Origin of the sequence: Streptococcus mitis subsp. hohhotensis (genome assembly GCF_000722775.1) — a bacterium.
GTDB classification, from domain to species: Bacteria; Bacillota; Bacilli; order Lactobacillales; family Streptococcaceae; genus Streptococcus; species Streptococcus carlssonii.
In genome coordinates this window covers 121,065-137,624 of record NZ_JPFZ01000009.1, presented here as the reverse complement: position 1 = coordinate 137,624, position 16,560 = coordinate 121,065, and the positions used below count along the sequence as shown (strand labels likewise).

Below are 16,560 nucleotides of genomic sequence, written 5' to 3'. Positions count from 1 at the left end.
ATAGTTTTTCTGAAACGTTAAATAACCTGTAAGGCTGATAGTGAAATGAATACTATCAGCCTTATAATTATGTGACTATTAGTTCGTCTCGCTCCGCTAGGTGCGAGACAAAAAAACCACCCGCTATGCGGGTGGTCATGATTTACTCGTAAATACAAGGTCAATCAGCTAAAAACAGCTATCTTACTCTACAGATTTCAAGGCTTCAAGCATATCAACCTTTCTCAGATGATAATTGACAAAGAAACCAAGCAAGGCCAAAATGATGCTTACTGCTGCCACTGGAATTACATAGACTTCCCAGCCTACCTGCGGATAAAAGAGAATAGTCGCAGGCGAAATCATTTGAATCAAAAATTGGTGTAAATAGAAACCAGATACCAAACCAAGTACGATTCCCACAAGGGACAGCACAATCGTCTCACGATAAATGTAGAGGGTAACTTCATTATTATGAAAACCGAGAACCTTGATAGTGGAGAGTTCACGGATTCTCTCAGCCACGTTGATATTGGTCAGATTGTAGAGGATAACAATAGCCAACAGAACCGATACGATGACCAAGATGGTCATGGTCTGATTGAGTGAGCTGGCGACGGAGTCAAAGAGGCGAATGGCTGAAGCATTCTGGACGACGCTGGACACCGCAGATTGATTCATAAGTAAGCCTGCCTGTCTTTCGATACTAGTAGCACTGGTATCTCTTAACGAGACCAAATAAGTGTTGGCTTGGGGTAGCTGTCCGTAAATTTGCTCATAGCTAGCCTGACTCATATAAATAAAGTGACCAACGTAGTTCTCAGCAATGGCAGCGACCTTTAGCTCTTTACCTTCAATTTCTAGAGTCTGCCCAACCTTGATACCTGCCAGCTGGGCTAGTTTATCTGTAATAACGACGCCATCTTTTAATGTCAGCTCCTGCTGATGATTTTGCAGATGGATAAAGGGAGTCAAATCTTCCTTATATGTCATCATAAGAGTAATAGTTTGAAGACCAGCCTTACCTTTGAAATCCTTGTCTAGCGTTTTAGAATAGACTTTCTGGTAAGCTTGGATATCTTGCCCTTTCAATACTTCTTCTAGCTCTGCCTTGTCCTGATTGGTCGCACTAAGATTTTCAGAGACAATCATCTGATACTGTTGAATTTGTTGAAACTGTCTAGACGGAACTCCTGCTACAGAGGATTGGATTCCCAAACCTGCAAAGAGCAGAGCGACTGAACCTGCCACACCAAAGATCGTCATCGACATCCGCTGCTTATAACGGAAGATATTGCGAGCTGTTACCTTATGAGTAAAACTGAGACGACGCCAAATAAAACCGATGCGCTCCAGTAAGATTTTAGCTCCTTTAACAGGAGGTTTAGGCAGTAAAAGCTGGGCTGCTTCATCGTGCAGTTCCCTCTTAGCTACCAGATAAGCTGGTAACACACTCGCCGACCAACTCAAACCAAGAGCTAATAAACTATAGGTCCAATAGAACTGAATCTGAGTTTCTCCCACCACCATGCCTTTTGTAATGACACTTGAAATCACACTGGCTAGCAAATAATGACCAAGTATGCTACCTAGAGCTGTTCCTAGAGTACCAGCTACTAGACCGTAGAGGAGAAACTTGGCGATAATATCCTTGCTGCGATAGCCCAAGGCCTTAAAAATCCCTGCATGAGTTCGCTCTTCATCCACAAAACGAGTCATGGTGGTAAAGGTCACCATAGCTGCTACGGCATAAAGCACTACAGGAAAGATATTGCCCACTGCCCGAATACTGGCTGAAGCATTGCTGTACATGAGGTAGCCCTGACCGCCAGGCACGGTCTGACGATTATAGACTTGATACTTGGGCTCAGCCAAATCATCCAATACTTGCTGATGTTTTTCTAGTTTTTCCTTTTCTTGGGCTAGATTTTGTTCAGCCTGCTTTAGTCTATCCTCTTCTTTACCCAATTCCTGCTTAGCTTGGGTAAGTTGAGCACTAGCCTGCTCTCTCTGAGCTTGAGGAAGCAAGGCTAGTTGACTTTCCTGAGCCTGTATACGAGCTTGAGCAGCTGCTAAACGACGCTGGCCTTCCTGCAGATTAGTCTCAGCCTTATCAAGGGTTTCTTTGCCTTTGTCTAGAGACTCTTGTCCTTCTTTTCTCAAGAGTTGTAGACGTGCCTTGCCATTATCAGATAGAACTTGTTCAAGTTCTTCCTGATGTTGCTTGGATTTCTCTTCATAAGCTGCTGAAAAAGCATTTAATCCTGCTAAATCTTGATATTTCAAACGAGCTATATTGTAGACTTTCTGATCAAACTGACTAGGTAAAATCACCCCATAGGCTGTCAGAGTCCCACTTCCACTTCCTGCGTAGCCCATATCTCGCTGGGAGAGGATTTCAGCTGAATCCACAAAACCAGAAATGGTATAAGTATGGCCTTTTAGAGGGGAATGACCCTCTTCTTTTTCTTTAAAACTAATCTCCTGTCCCACGCTGTATTGGCCTTGCAAATGAGTGGCCAAAGCAATTTCCTTGTCTGACTGAGGAAGTCGTCCCTCTCTTAGCTGAAAGGTTGAAATTCGCTCTGGTTTGGAGTACAGCCGAATGGCATCCTGCCCATTTTCCATAGTCACATCTGTCAAATAGCCAAACTCAACCTCTGCGCCCTCTATCTGTTCTAGTTCTTCTTGATCTGTTTGATCCAAACCATAATTAGACATAACTGCCAAATCCAAGGTTTGAGCAGTTCTTAAATAAGCATTAGCTGTCGCCTCCATGTTGGGGCTAGTCACTTTGAGGCCTACTATGGCTAGAGACCCCAACATCATCAAGGTTAAAATGGATAAAAAACGCCCCTTGGAGCCTGTGAAGGACTGAATTAAATCCTTCCAATAGGTTTTTCGCTTCATCATGCTAGTACTCCAAACTGTCGATATCCTGAGGATGCTGGTTGATCACCACATCCTTGACACTGGCATCGTGCATATGAATCACGCGATCAGCAATGGGCGCCAAAGCTCCATTGTGAGTCACGATGATTACCGTCGCTCCCTTTTGACGAGACATATCTTGGAGAATTTTCAAAACCTGCTTACCTGTCTGATAATCCAAGGCGCCTGTCGGTTCATCACAAAGGAGAATTTTAGGATTTTTGGCTACTGCGCGTGCAATGGAGACTCGCTGTTGCTCCCCTCCAGAAAGCTGGGCTGGAAAGTTATTGAGACGATGAGCCAGACCTACATCTGTCAAGACCTGTTCAGGATTCAAGGCGTCTGTCACGATTTCTGAAGCCAACTCCACATTTTCCTTAGCGGTTAGATTGGAAACTAGATTGTAAAACTGAAAAACAAAACCGACATCATTTCTACGGTAATTGGTCCTCTGGTGGGAACTATAGTCTGCAATATTAACACCATCTATCCAGATTGCCCCCTCGTCATTGGTATCCATTCCCCCAAGAAGGTTAAGAACCGTTGACTTGCCTGCACCAGACGCACCTAGAATAATAACCAATTCACCCTTCTCAATCTCAAAATTCACATCACGATTGGCCACAATCTCCGTGTCCCCAACCTGATAACGCTTGTAACAGTGTTTCATCTCAATATAAGCCATCAGACCCACCCTCTCTCAAACAAATTACTTCCTACTACCATTATAACGCTTTTTCAACTAGTTGGAAACTGCTTACATTCTCAAATCCTTATTAAAAGGCAGTATCAAATTACTGCCTTCTAATACTCAATGAAAATCAAAGAGCAAACTAGGAAGCTAGCCGCAGGTTACTCAAAGCACCGCTTTGAGGTTGTAGATAAGACTGACAAAGTCAGTCACATATATACGGTAAGGCGACGCTGACGTGGTTTGAAGAGATTTAAGAAGAGTATAACATCTTCTTAAAAATAAAATTGAACCAGATCGCCTTCTGCTGTTGCTACCGAAATACAATCTTTCTCTATGCATTTCACTTTTGCTTTTTCTTGATTCATTTCAATCACACTCTTCTCAATACCTGGATAAGAGACTCGCAAATCTCCCCCACTTCTTGATAAAATAGTCATCTGTAAGAGTTTTTTATCCTCCCAACTCATGCTAACTTCAAAATGTCCACGTGCCATTAAGCCTGAAACGGAACCTGTTGACCATGCATCGGGTAGGGCGGCTAGAGGTACCAGATAAGCTGTATAAGACTGGAGTAACATTTCTGCCATGCCACTGCTAGCACCAAAATTACCATCTATCTGAAAAGGAGGATGGCTACACCAAAGATTTGGCAAGGTGGATGACTTTAACTGCTCTGCTAATAATTTATGGGCTCGATTGCCATCTCCTAGACGCGCCCAAAGATTGATCTTATTAGCCTTGGACCAGCCTGTTCCGCCATCTCCACGATCATTGAGGCTAGCACGCGCCGCTTCAAGATACTCCTGCCCCTTGTAGCTAAAGAGATTGCCAGGATAGAGTCCCACTAGATGGGAAGCGTGCCGATGCTGGGCCTCCACTTTCTCATTTTGAAAATGCTGCTCTTCCTCCTCATACCACTCCCTGATTCGACCAGATTGAGTGATTTGAAGAGGATTAAGCAAGTCAAACTTCTCCTTGACCTCAGTCAACAAATCCCCATCCAGCCCCAATTCTTGAGTAGCCTGAATAAAATCATGAAATAATTGCCAAATCAGAGATTGGTCATAGGTATTGCCAATCGAAATCGGACCGTGTTCTGGCGAATAAGATGGAGAAGAAACCCAACGCTGGGCCTGCTGATCCTCATGTAAAAAGGCATTCCAAAAGCGTACCGTTTCCCTCAACATGGGATAAATTTTCTCCCTAAGATAGTCTTGGTCCCTATAAAATGAATAGGCTTCATAAACAGTTTGCATCATCCACGCATTGGCAGCTGGTGACCAACCCCAATAGTAATCCCAACCAGGTGCCGTCCAGCCAAAAGGGGTCGCTTGGGTATGGACCAACCAACCATTCTCCTCTCCTTCCCGAGAGACAATTCCTGCATACCTTGCAGCTGCTAGGCGACCATAGACACGCAAATCATCTATATAGTTGATGACCGGAAAGGTCGTTTCTAAGAGGTTAGTCACATAGGCTGGCCAATAATTCATCTGCAGATTGATATTTAAGTGATAGTCCGAATTCCAAGGAGGATTATCGACCCCATTCCATACTCCCTGTAGGTTAGCTGGTAGGGCATCTGGGCAATCTCTAGAAGAACTAATCAATAAATACCGTCCATACTGGAAGAATAGCTCCTCCAAAACCTGCCCCTCTTGTGGCTTATAATTTTTTAGCAAATCATCTGTAGTGGATGTGTCTACATCAGCTCCCAAATCCAATTGAACACGCTGGAATAATGCTTGGTAGTCCTCAATATGCCTTGATTTCAATTGGGTATAGCCCTTTTCTTTAGCTATCTCCACCAAGTCCTTTACCTGTTGCTCTAAATCTATTTTCTTGTGATAATTGCTAGCAGGATTTTGGGCAAAATCTGTCTTAGCCGCCAAGAAGAGATTAGCATAACTAGCTCCTGATATCTGAACCTTATTTGACCAGACTCTAATGTCCCCATCCGTTTCCCAAGCTAAACAGCTAGCAAACTGCAGGTCATTGTCCTTAACCCTTCCCTTCATCAAGATATGAGAATCAAAGATATCCAACTTGCATTCCTTGTAATCAGATTTTTCCTGCTCATACTTTCCATCAGAAGCCAAATCATGGGTCAAGGATAGTTCTATAGTAAAATCTAGAGTTTCTGCCCCTTCCTTAGTAAAGCGCTGAATCAAGAGATCATCTGGAAAACTCGCAAAAGCTTCACGTTCAAATTTCGTTCCCTTATAGACATAAGAAGTCGTCGCAAGCGCCTTACTGATATTAAGCTGTCTATGGTAATCCGTCACCTGAGACAAAGTCTTGCCTTGCTTGCTAAACTCAATATGAATATCCCCAAAAGACAGATAGGTCCCATATTGACTCGTTTTGGGCCCGACCAGGTGATGTTCAGCCAGTTCCTTAGCAGTATTGTAGTCTCTCTTCTCCAAAGCCTGCCGAATCTCAGCTAAAAAAGCATACTGATCCTGAAGATTTCCACCCTGATAATCTGAACTATCAGGAAGTGGACCACCAGACCAGAGACTTTTTTCATTGAATTGAATCCGCTCAGCCCCTATAAGCCCAAATATTTTTGCCCCTAAAGAACCATTGCCTATCGGTAAGGCCTCTTCTTCCCAACCCTTATATGTTGTTGACGCTGGTTGCTTGTAGGCCAATACATAATCTTGTTTTTTATTCCTTATCATACTACCATACTAACATAAAAAGCCTAGAAATCAATCCTAGGCTTACAATTTTTTATTTTCCAAGGTAGTATTCAGAAACTACGTTCAATTTTTCGTCAAATTCGAATACCAATGGTGGGAAGTTAGGGATTTCCACGTCCATGATTTCGTCATCTGACAAACCTTTGATGTGTTTTACAAGAGCACGGATTGAGTTACCGTGAGCTCCTACGAATACGTTTTTACCATCTTTAAGAGCTGGAGCGATTTTATCTTCCCAGAATGGAAGGGCACGTTCCAAAGTCACTTTCAAGTTTTCAGCATCTGGGATAACTGAGTCGTCAAGTGAAGCGTAACGACGGTCAGTGTGAGCTGAGTGCTCATCATCACGATCCATGTTTGGAGGCAATACATCGTATGAACGACGCCAGATGTGAACTTGTTCATCACCAAATTGTTCAGCAGCTTCAGCTTTGTTTTTACCAGTCAAACCACCGTAGTGACGTTCGTTCAAGCGCCATGATTTTTCAACTGGAACCCACAATTGGTCAGAAGCTTCAAGAGCCAAGTTAGTTGTTTTGATAGCACGTTTCAATACTGAAGTGTAAGCTTGGTCAAATTCGATACCAGCTTCTTTGATCAATTTACCAGCGTCAATCGCTTGTTGTGTACCTTTTTCAGACAAATCAACATCAGCCCAACCTGTGAAAAGGTTAGCTTTGTTCCATTCAGACTCACCGTGGCGAGCAAAAACCAATTTTACCATTAGATGGATTCTCCTTTAAATTTTCCGAGGTTTCCCCTCGTTTATCTATTCTATTTTACACAATTTTTCACAAAAAAGCTAGTCAAAACCAAAAAGGAAAGGACTGTTTGGCAATCCTTTTCCTTATTTTTTATCCTTCAACTTTGAATTTTTTGAGACTTCCTAAAAATAGTGAACCACCGATAATTGCTAGGATTCCTCCTACCCAACCAAGGGCTGGAATCAAGCCAACTGCTCCACCTACGATTAATAGGACAGAAGGAGCCGAACCAACACGACTTTCTCCCTTATAGTATACAATCGCAACAATTCCTAAAACTAAAATAGCAATTTTTAAAACGGTTGGAAGTAAAACTCCTGCAACTCCTGCAACTGTTGTAGATGCAGTTAATTCAGGACTCTGTGTAGCTGTTGCTGTAGCAGCTGTACTCACAACTGCTGCTAGTAAAAGAAATGGGGCAATAAGCAAGTATATTCCACCTACTAAACCAACAATACCACTATAAAGTGCTAAAGATTTTGACTTCATAATAAATCTCCTTTAATATTTTATACTAAATATTATACCATAACTAGTTAAAATACTCAATTCATGAATATTCTCCAGACTACTCGAAACTATTTCTCTTCAAATCCTTCTGCGACTGCGTCCGCAAAGTTTTCTTCTACGATGCTTGCACAGTGGTCACAAATGACTGCGTGGTAGCTGCGTTCTGCTGTTGTTGGATCTATGCGACGGCAACGGTCACACACTTCACCTGCAGCGCGTTCAACTGTGAAGGCCACATCTTCGAAGCTAACGGCAGCTTCTGGAGCTGGTCCTTCTGCGATGGTCAAGTCTGACACGATCAAAAGTTGAGCTACATTGCTGTTTACTGCTTCAAGTAGAGTTTTCACAACTTCGTTTGGATAAACTGTCAAGTGTGCTTCAAGTGATTTACCGATTACTTTGGCATTACGAGCTTCTTCCAAGGCTTTTTGAGCTTGTCCACGGAAGTCCATGAAGGCTGCCCATGTATCCAAGATTTCTTCTTGATTAGCAAAAGTTTCCGCTTCTGGTAATTCTGACAATTGAACAAAGTCTTCGGCTTCAAACTCTAGATATGACCAGATTTCCTCTGCTGTGTGAGGAAGGATTGGTGTCAAGAGTTTGGTGATTTTCACAAGAATGTCATAGAAAACAGTCTGCATTTGACGGCGTTCCAATGATTTGGCACCTTCGATATAAACAACGTCCTTAGCAAAATCAAGGTAGAAGGCTGACAAATCAACGTTGATAAAGTTCACCAAGGCCTTGTAGATTGTCAAGAATTCAAAGTTTGCATAAGCATCACGAATGGTCTTGACAAGCTGGTTAAAGCGAATAGTCATGTACTTATCAACTGAACGAAGCTCATCGTAAGCTACTGAATCTTGAGTTGGGTTAAAGTCAGATGTATTGGCAATCAAGAAACGAAGAGTGTTACGGATCTTACGGTAAGTTTCAGAGACTTGGCTCAAGATATCCATAGAGATACGCACATCGTTGCTTGAGTCTACACTTGTTACCCAGAGACGCAAGATTTCAGCACCAAATTGTTTTTCAACATCGCTTGGAGCAATGGTATTTCCAAGAGATTTAGACATCTTCTCACCTTTACCGTCAAGGGCAAAACCTTGTGACAAGATTTGTTTGTAAGGTGCTACACCATGGTTGGCAACAGATGTGATGAGTGATGAGTTGAACCAACCACGGTATTGGTCAGAACCTTCTAGGTAAAGGTCTGCTGGGTAAGTCAACTCAGGACGGTTCACTACAACCCCATTCCATGATGAACCTGAGTCAAACCAAACGTCCATGATATCTGTTTCTTTTTTGAACTCGCCATTTGGTGAACCTGGATGAGTAAATCCTTCTGGCAAGAGGTCCTTAGCATCACGTTCCCACCAAATACTTGAACCATGTTCTTCAAAGAGTTGAGCCACATGTTCAATAGTTTCAGCTGTCATGATCGCTGTACCGTCTTCTGCATAGAAGATTGGAAGTGGAACACCCCAAGCACGTTGACGAGAGATAACCCAGTCGCCACGGTCACGAATCATATTGTAAAGACGGACTTTCCCCCATTCTGAGTGGAATTTCACTTTTTCAATTTCGTCCAAGATTTCTTGGCGGAATTTAGAAACTGAGGCAAACCATTGTGGTACTGCACGCCAGATGATTGGTTTCTTAGTACGCCAGTCAAATGGGTATGAGTGAGAGATTTCTTCTTGTGCAAGAAGGAGGTTACCAAGTTTTTCAATAACAGTTGGAACTACCTTTTCATAGAATTGACCTTCAAACTCAGGACCAGCATTCTTCATCATGATACCACGCTCGTCAACAGTCACTGCGACTTCAAGATCATTAGCAATACCAACATTGTAGTCGTCCTCACCAAAACCAGGGGCTGTATGGACAATACCAGTACCAGAGTCAGTGGTAACATGGTCACCAAGGATAACCAACTCATCTACAGCTGTATCCCATGGGTGTTCTGTTACGATGTGGTTGAGTTCTTGACCACGGTAAGTTGCCAAAACTTGAACATCAGCCCAACCAAACTTCTCAGACAAGCTAGTCAATAATTCTGCAGCAACCACAAACTTACGAGCTTCACCAGCAGGTTGAACCAAGACGTAATCAATATCCGCACCAACAGTCAAACCACGAGAAGCAGTGATAGTAAATGGAGTCGTTGTCCAAACGACGATATAAGTATCTGTATCTAGAACACCTTTGCCATCTTTTACCTTGTTGGCATAGTAAAGGGAAGTTGAAACCAAGTCATGGTATTCAATCTCCGCTTCAGCAAGGGCTGACTCAGATGACCAAGACCAGTAAACTGGCTTGGCACCACGGTAGATATAGCCTTTATTAGCCATCTCACCAAATACACGGATTTGAGCTGCTTCATAGTCAGGAGTCAAAGTCACATATGGATTTTCCCAATCGCCAGAAACACCCAAACGTTTGAAGTCTTCGCGTTGTTTATCTACTTGAGAAAGAGCGTATTCACGGCAAAGTTTCAAGTACTCAACCAAGTCCATTTCTTTACGTTTGACACCTTGTTTTGCCAAAACTTGCTCGATTGGCAGACCATGAGTATCCCAACCTGGGATAAATGGTGCGTAAAAACCTGACATTGATTTTGAACGAACAATGATATCTTTTGAAATCTTGTTCATAGCGTGTCCAACGTGAATATTTCCGTTCGCGTATGGAGGGCCATCATGCAAGGTGAAATGAGGTTTTCCTTGGTTCAATTCTTGACGACGTTGATAAAGTTTTGCATCTTCCCATTCCTTTTGCCAAACTGGCTCTTTGGTCGGAAGGCCTGCACGCATTGGGAAAGCTGTTTTCCCAAGATTAAGGGTATCTTTGAGTTTCATGGTATCTCCTTTATAAATAATAACAAATTAAAAACCACGACTTCCAAAAAGGACGAAAATCGTGGTACCACCTTTATTCGAAAAAAGATTTAGTCTTTCTCCCTCTTATCCCGTAACGTGGGAAACGTCAAATCTTACTAGCTTCAGACTTGAGTTTTTGAGAGGATAATCTTATCGTTAGGGAATACAGGACTCACACCATCTCCTGCTCGCTGGAAATATAAGGATAAGATATTGTTCTCAGAATATTTCTTATAAAATTGTAACGGATTCTTGCGGTGCTTCAAATCCTGGTGCTGAATCAAACGTTTCTGTAGCTGGTGTTGGAGCCGAAGGATGTACTGGAGCTACTTCTGGTTCTTCGTACATTGGACCAACTGGATGAGCAGGCTCTTCTTCCATTTGAGGACTCACTACAGGAGTTGGATTTTCCACTTCCTGTTTAGCTTGAGCTTCAAATTCAGCCAATTCTTTATTGGCTGCCTCAATACGAGCCTGTAACTCTGTCATTTCTTCTTGAGAAAATTGACGTGTCATATCAATTGGTTCTTCCTCAATTGGAGCTGGAATCGGTTCTCCAAGTACTTCGCTAACCACTTCTTTAAAAGCTTCATCACTGGTTTGAAGATAAGTAGCTGTTGGACGGAGAATATCTTCCCAATCTGAAGATTCAACAATAGCTAACTGGCTCTCAATTGTAGATTTGAGACGTTGGTGGAAGACACGGCTCTTGTTCTTCAATTCTTCGGTTTCAACAGCAACTTTCTTAGCATTGTCAGCAGCCTGACGAAGAATTTCATTTGCCTTGTATTTTGCTTCTTCCAATAATCGATGTGCATCCTGTTCAGCTTGATGAATAATATTATTTGAACGATCGTGTGCTGTTTGTTTCACTCTCTCAGCTGTATCTTGGGCAATCAATACAGACTGGCTCAACGAATCTTTCATCTCATCAAAGTAAGACAAACGCTCTTCCAAATTTTTAATATGTAAATCCTTATCATGATTAGAACGAACCAAATCTTCATAATCACGAACCACAATATCTAAAAATTCATCTACTTCTTCTGGATCAAAACCTCTAAAACGTGTGCTAAAGGTTTTATCTTTGATTTCTAACGATGTAATTGGCATATTTTTCCTCACTTACTTAATAATAACTGGACTGTTATTTTTTTCTTCTCTTTTTTAGTTTGTCCCTTATCTTGAAGCAACCTCAAACGCCCAAATTTTCTCACACTAATCAAGTCTCCAACTTGAACAGTATAATCTGATTTGTCTACCATATGATAATTTACTTGGACAAGTTTCTTGTCAATCAACTGGTTTGCTTGATTTCTAGATAGTTTCAAAACATTTGATAAAAGAACATCTAATCTAAAACTAGACACACATAAATCCAGCTCTCGATACTGTTCTAGCTTATCTATTTTCTCGGTGAAAGGACGGTCCTCCAGCGAAACAGGTATACGGCCAATTTTCTTTAATCCATCTTGAAAGAGAAGAAGAAATTGCTGATTAATCATAATCTGCGCCCGTTCTTCATCTACTAGGATATCTCCAAAAAGTTTCCGCTCAATCCCCAATTGATTGATGACTGTCCCTAAAATCTTAGCATGCGTTAAGTGTTCAAATTTATTGGAATACACTATTTCCTGGAGAGATATTTCAAAATCTGAAAACTCTGGCTGGAAATAATCTGGGTATAATAAAACTCGAACATACTCACTCGAGACGAATTCCCCACTACTGCTACAAGCAAGACCATAGGTTTTGGCCAAAATCTTTAATAGCTTCTCCTGATGAGGATTGATAAAAGGAGTTAAAAAAGGAGCATAGCTATCTTCTACCTTTTTTATCCATTCCATTCCCTTATCAAGAAATGGACGATCTTCTATGGAGAAATGCTGGTAAATCCCTTTATTCATCCTATCATCGCCAGAAAACGGACTAGGTTTTCTCCTAAAAATCGAATCAAAACAATCGCAACCCAAATAGATAAATCCAGACCTGCTATCTGTAAAGGCAGGCGTTGCAAAGGAGCAAGCACTGGTTTTACCAATGCTACAATCCAACGACCCAAACTTGATTCATAGGCACCTGGAAACCAAGACATGACAGCAAAGGCTACCAAAATCAGGGAGTAAATATCCACTGCATTATAAATCAGACGAATTAAAAAAATCATCATCGTACTCTATTTCGTCTCATATCAAAATCAAACTCACCCTGTTGATCTTCATCTGGTAAACGAATATCTTCAACATTTACAATAACATTCACTGGTGTCAACAGGTACATGGTAGAAGCTACCTTTTTCAAATTTCCAGCTAGAACATGGCAAGCTCCATCCAGATAATCTAAACAACGACGAGCTTGCACTTCAGTCATATATTGAAAATCAATCAAAATACTTTCGTTTCCTGCTAATAAATCAACAATTTCTATCGCATCTTCATATTTTCTAGGATAACGAACATCAATTGTTACTTTTTCAGTAGAATGCTGATTTTGCTTTGCTAGCTCTTGTTGACGTGCATGCAGTCTAGTAATATTATTTTCTTTTGTACTATTTGTGCTCGGTGGTTGATTCGTTGAGAGAGCCTTTTCCTGTGTAGAATTTACTGGAGTTAAAATGGGCTCATCTCGTTTTTCATTAGGGAGACTTAAATCCTCATCCTCCGTAAAATAATCTATAAATCTATCGAATCTATCTTTTAAAGACATGGTTCTCTCCTACTTAAAAAATGCTGTACCTATGCGAACAAAGGTGGAACCGAATTGAATCGCTTCTTTATAATCACGACTCATTCCCATGCTTAAGTCGGTCATAGGCATATTTGGAATTTGTTTTTCTTGGATTTCTTTTTGTAAATCTTGAGTCGCCTTGAAAATTTCTTTCAACTGCTCACTGCTAGCCTCAAAAGGTGCCATCGTCATTAAACCAACATATTCAATCTTATCTAGTTTGGCTAACTCTGGCAAGATTTCCAGCAGTTCCTCTCTCGAAAAACCGTGTTTGCTTTCTTCTTTAGAAATATTTACTTGAATGAAACATTTGATGACTCTGTCACTTCTTTTTTGAATTTCCTCTGCTAGCTTTACTGAATCCAATGCATGGAAATAATCAACGTATTGAATGACATCTTTCACCTTACGTCTTTGCAAGGTACCAATCAAATGCCAAGTCACATCTCGATCTTTTAAAGCTTGATATTTCTCTAGAAACTTATCGACACGATTTTCACCGATATGATGAACCCCTAGCGGAAGCAAGGCTTCCGCTGTCGGTACATCTACATACTTGGTAACTGCAATGACAGAGACTGAGCCACTCTCGCGATGAGCACTCAGACTTGCTTCTGCGACTTCTCGAAAAACACGTTCTGTATTTTCTTTTACATTCATTTACTTAACGATTTTTGAAAAATGGAGGTGTATCCAACTCATCTTCATCTTGTGAATTTGGAATTTCAAAACGTTCTACCGGTGACACTACTGAATCAGTCGGACGAACAATTGTCTCGCGACGTAAATCCCAATCACCAAAAGCAGATCCTTGAGCTTGTTCCGAGCGACGTTGATTTTGTTTTGGCAATTCAGCTGTTTCTGCCATATCAAAATGACGATCAAATCCATGTGAATGAGCTGGTTTTACTGTCTCACGATAGTTAGTAGTCGGTCTAGCTTGTGGAGCAACAACCTTCTCTACGCGGTCTTGACGAACACCTGTTGCAACAACTGTTACACGAATTTCATCATGCATACTTTCATCAATTGAAGTACCGAGCCAGATGTTCACTCCTTGACCTGCTGCCTGGTTCACAATTTGTGAAGCCTCTTCTGCCTCAATCAAGGTTAAGTCAAGACCACCAGTTACGTTGACAATCACATCTTCTGCTCCATCAATTGTTGTTTCAAGAAGTGGAGAGTAAATTGCCTTACGTGCTGCTTCAACAACACGTTCTTCTCCACTACCGATACCAATACCCATAAGAGCATTCCCTTTATTTGCCATAACTGTTTTCACATCGGCAAAGTCAAGGTTAATCAATCCTGGGTTGGTAATCAAATCGGTAATTCCTTGAACACCTTGACGAAGAACGTTATCTGCTTCGCTAAGAGCCTCCAAAAGCGGTGTCTTCTTATCAACAATTTCAAGCAAGTTGTTGTTTGAAATAATCAATAGAGTATCTACATGCTCACGTAGTTGATTGATTCCTTCTACAGCAAATTGTCCACGTTTGCTTCCTTCAAAACCAAACGGACGTGTTACGACACCAACTGTAAGAGCACCTAAATCTTTGGCGATACGAGCAATAACAGGAGCAGCTCCAGTTCCAGAGCCTCCTCCCATACCAGCAGTGATGAAGACCATATCTGCGCCACTGATAGCTTCCGTCAGTGTTTCTTCGCTTTCTTCAGCAGCTTTACGACCAACCTCAGGTTGACCTCCTGCACCCAAACCACGAGTCAATTTAGGTCCCAACTGAATAACAGTCTCAGCTTTTGTACTACTCAATGCTTGTACATCTGTGTTTGCTGCGATAAATTCTACGCCTGTAACACCTTCGTCGACCATACGGTTGATGGCATTGCCACCACCTCCACCGACACCAATTACTTTAATTACTGCGCCTTGGGCAGCAGCTGTATCAAATGAAAATGTCATAATTTATTTTTCCTCTTTATTCGTCAAACATGCTTCCGATCAAGCCACGGAAACGATCTGCTAATTTCGGTTTATTTTGTGAAGCTTGTTGGAAATCCGCCATTGGTTCCGTAGGCGCCACCGGCTCTACTTCTGGAGCAGGAGCTGGTTGAACAGGCGTTGATTGTACAAACTGAGCTGTTTTCTGAATCATTCCCCCAAAACTAAGCGGTTGTTGGAATAATCCTTCATCACCCTTGACTGCTCGTTGAGCCAAGAGATGTACTTCTGTCAATTGTCCCGCGAATTCTGATAGACTAATCACATGCGCAAAGGCTGGATTGCGAATACCAACTTGGTTTGGAACATAAAGCTTAACACGAACACCAAAAACTTCTTGAGCAAGTTCCACAATACCCGGTAAAATAGCGGTTCCACCAATCAAAACAATGCCACCAGGAAGATCCAATAAATGTCTTCTGTCTAAGTCTTGTTTGATTTGTTCAAAAATATGCTTAATTCGTGCAGAAATAATCTCTGACAAGTAATTTTCTGTTACTTCAACAGGTTCTACTTCCCCGATCACTTCGACTTGGAAGGTTTCTTTACTTGCGAGAGGAGGATAAGCCTCTCCATAGTTTAATTTCAAACCTTCGGCTAGTTTCTGTGATGTCTTCAAGACTTTAGAAATATCCTTAGTTACATAATCTCCGCCTTCTTGGAGAATATTGGTAAACTGGAGTTCTTGGTTACGGATTGTAGCGACAGTCGTTTGACCTGCCCCCATATCAATCACTGTAGCACCAAATTCACGTTCACCTTCATTCAAAATAGATTGAACCATTGCTAGTGGTGAAATAATAATATTTTCAACCTGAACACCTGCACGTTCAACTGTCTTACGCAGATTGTGCAAGATAGTACGAGGTCCTGTATAAAGTAAACCACGCATTTCAAGGCGAACCCCCATCATACCACGTGGGTCACGAATCCCTTGAAAACCATCCACAATAAATTCCTCAGGAATGAATGTGATAACTTCACGATCAGGTGTCATACTCTTTGTCAAAGCTGATTTGACAACATTTTCGACATCTTGATCCATAATTTCCTTGGTATCAGATGTTACTGGAATCATTCCTTGAGTTGGTTCTACCTGTAAGAGATTAGCTGGTAAACCAACATTCACTGATTTAATTGAGATGCCTGCTTTTTCTTCTGCTTGGGAAATTGCTGATTTGATAGCAGTTGCTGCTGCATCAATATCAACAATAATTCCATCCTTTACACCTTTACTTTTGGCATTACTCACGCCAATTACATTTAATTCACCATTTCTCTGCTCGGCTACAAGCACCTTGACAGAGCTTGTTCCAATATCTAGACCTGTAAAAAAGCCTTCTCTAGCCATTACATCGCATCCTCTCTATCTTCCAAGTTTCTAACTTCGTAATATTCAATAGCT

Annotated in this window: 13 protein-coding genes; all 13 read right to left on the bottom strand. The window is 41.5% G+C overall.

Annotated elements, in window-relative coordinates; translation table 11 throughout:
• Positions 1-183: 183 nt before the first annotated feature.
• The 13 genes from SK608_RS03410 to ftsA all read right to left on the bottom strand — a co-directional run bounded on the left by SK608_RS03410 (position 184) and on the right by ftsA (position 16,506).
• Complete coding sequence (locus SK608_RS03410) at positions 184-2,892, bottom strand: ABC transporter permease (protein ID WP_033676619.1); 2,709 nt, start codon at positions 2,890-2,892, stop codon at positions 184-186.
• Position 2,893: 1 nt separating this feature from the next.
• Entirely contained in the window at positions 2,894-3,595 is a 702-nt protein-coding gene (locus SK608_RS03405; RefSeq protein WP_033676617.1) for an ABC transporter ATP-binding protein, read from the bottom strand.
• A 281-nt stretch (positions 3,596-3,876) separates the two neighbouring features.
• Entirely contained in the window at positions 3,877-6,288 is a 2,412-nt protein-coding gene (locus SK608_RS03400; RefSeq protein ID WP_033676615.1) for a glycoside hydrolase family 95 protein, read from the bottom strand.
• A gap of 52 nt (positions 6,289-6,340) precedes the next feature.
• On the bottom strand, positions 6,341-7,033 hold the full coding sequence (locus tag SK608_RS03395; RefSeq protein WP_000240129.1) for a phosphoglycerate mutase: 693 nt from the start codon (positions 7,031-7,033) through the stop codon (positions 6,341-6,343).
• A 130-nt stretch (positions 7,034-7,163) separates the two neighbouring features.
• Entirely contained in the window at positions 7,164-7,562 is a 399-nt protein-coding gene (locus SK608_RS03390; protein WP_033676613.1) for a hypothetical protein, read from the bottom strand.
• Positions 7,563-7,651: 89 nt separating this feature from the next.
• Complete coding sequence (ileS, locus tag SK608_RS03385) at positions 7,652-10,444, bottom strand: isoleucine--tRNA ligase (RefSeq protein ID WP_033676611.1); 2,793 nt, start codon at positions 10,442-10,444, stop codon at positions 7,652-7,654.
• Positions 10,445-10,696: 252 nt separating this feature from the next.
• Entirely contained in the window at positions 10,697-11,578 is an 882-nt protein-coding gene (locus tag SK608_RS03375; RefSeq protein ID WP_033676607.1) for a DivIVA domain-containing protein, read from the bottom strand.
• An 8-nt stretch (positions 11,579-11,586) separates the two neighbouring features.
• On the bottom strand, positions 11,587-12,372 hold the full coding sequence (locus SK608_RS03370) for a YlmH family RNA-binding protein (protein WP_033676605.1): 786 nt from the start codon (positions 12,370-12,372) through the stop codon (positions 11,587-11,589).
• Positions 12,369-12,632, bottom strand: coding sequence for a YggT family protein (locus tag SK608_RS03365; protein ID WP_033676603.1), 264 nt, complete (start codon positions 12,630-12,632; stop codon positions 12,369-12,371). The genes SK608_RS03370 and SK608_RS03365 overlap by 4 nt, the downstream gene beginning before the upstream one ends.
• Entirely contained in the window at positions 12,632-13,171 is a 540-nt protein-coding gene (locus SK608_RS03360) for a cell division protein SepF (RefSeq protein ID WP_033676601.1), read from the bottom strand. Before SK608_RS03360 ends, SK608_RS03365 begins: the two co-directional genes overlap by 1 nt.
• A gap of 9 nt (positions 13,172-13,180) precedes the next feature.
• Positions 13,181-13,852, bottom strand: a complete 672-nt coding sequence (locus tag SK608_RS03355; RefSeq protein ID WP_033676599.1) for a YggS family pyridoxal phosphate-dependent enzyme — start codon at positions 13,850-13,852, stop codon at positions 13,181-13,183.
• A 4-nt stretch (positions 13,853-13,856) separates the two neighbouring features.
• Complete coding sequence (gene ftsZ, locus SK608_RS03350) at positions 13,857-15,116, bottom strand: cell division protein FtsZ (protein WP_033676597.1); 1,260 nt, start codon at positions 15,114-15,116, stop codon at positions 13,857-13,859.
• 16 nt (positions 15,117-15,132) lie between these two features.
• Positions 15,133-16,506 carry a cell division protein FtsA gene (ftsA, locus tag SK608_RS03345; protein WP_000090384.1) on the bottom strand — a complete coding sequence of 458 codons (1,374 nt, stop codon included), beginning with the start codon at positions 16,504-16,506 and terminating at the stop codon, positions 15,133-15,135.
• Positions 16,507-16,560 lie beyond the last annotated feature (54 nt).

Excerpts from the sequence above, each read along its gene's own strand:
- SK608_RS03410 (WP_033676619.1), bottom strand. The coding sequence starts at position 2,892 with ATGATGAAGCGAAAAACCTATTGGAAGGATTTAATTCAGTCCTTCACA.
- SK608_RS03405 (WP_033676617.1), bottom strand. The coding sequence starts at position 3,595 with ATGGCTTATATTGAGATGAAACACTGTTACAAGCGTTATCAGGTTGGG.
- SK608_RS03400 (WP_033676615.1), bottom strand. The coding sequence starts at position 6,288 with ATGATAAGGAATAAAAAACAAGATTATGTATTGGCCTACAAGCAACCA.
- SK608_RS03395 (WP_000240129.1), bottom strand. The coding sequence starts at position 7,033 with ATGGTAAAATTGGTTTTTGCTCGCCACGGTGAGTCTGAATGGAACAAA.
- SK608_RS03390 (WP_033676613.1), bottom strand. The coding sequence starts at position 7,562 with ATGAAGTCAAAATCTTTAGCACTTTATAGTGGTATTGTTGGTTTAGTA.
- ileS (WP_033676611.1), bottom strand. The coding sequence starts at position 10,444 with ATGAAACTCAAAGATACCCTTAATCTTGGGAAAACAGCTTTCCCAATG.
- SK608_RS03375 (WP_033676607.1), bottom strand. The coding sequence starts at position 11,578 with ATGCCAATTACATCGTTAGAAATCAAAGATAAAACCTTTAGCACACGT.
- SK608_RS03370 (WP_033676605.1), bottom strand. The coding sequence starts at position 12,372 with ATGAATAAAGGGATTTACCAGCATTTCTCCATAGAAGATCGTCCATTT.
- SK608_RS03365 (WP_033676603.1), bottom strand. The coding sequence starts at position 12,632 with ATGATTTTTTTAATTCGTCTGATTTATAATGCAGTGGATATTTACTCC.
- SK608_RS03360 (WP_033676601.1), bottom strand. The coding sequence starts at position 13,171 with ATGTCTTTAAAAGATAGATTCGATAGATTTATAGATTATTTTACGGAG.
- SK608_RS03355 (WP_033676599.1), bottom strand. The coding sequence starts at position 13,852 with ATGAATGTAAAAGAAAATACAGAACGTGTTTTTCGAGAAGTCGCAGAA.
- ftsZ (WP_033676597.1), bottom strand. The coding sequence starts at position 15,116 with ATGACATTTTCATTTGATACAGCTGCTGCCCAAGGCGCAGTAATTAAA.
- ftsA (WP_000090384.1), bottom strand. The coding sequence starts at position 16,506 with ATGGCTAGAGAAGGCTTTTTTACAGGTCTAGATATTGGAACAAGCTCT.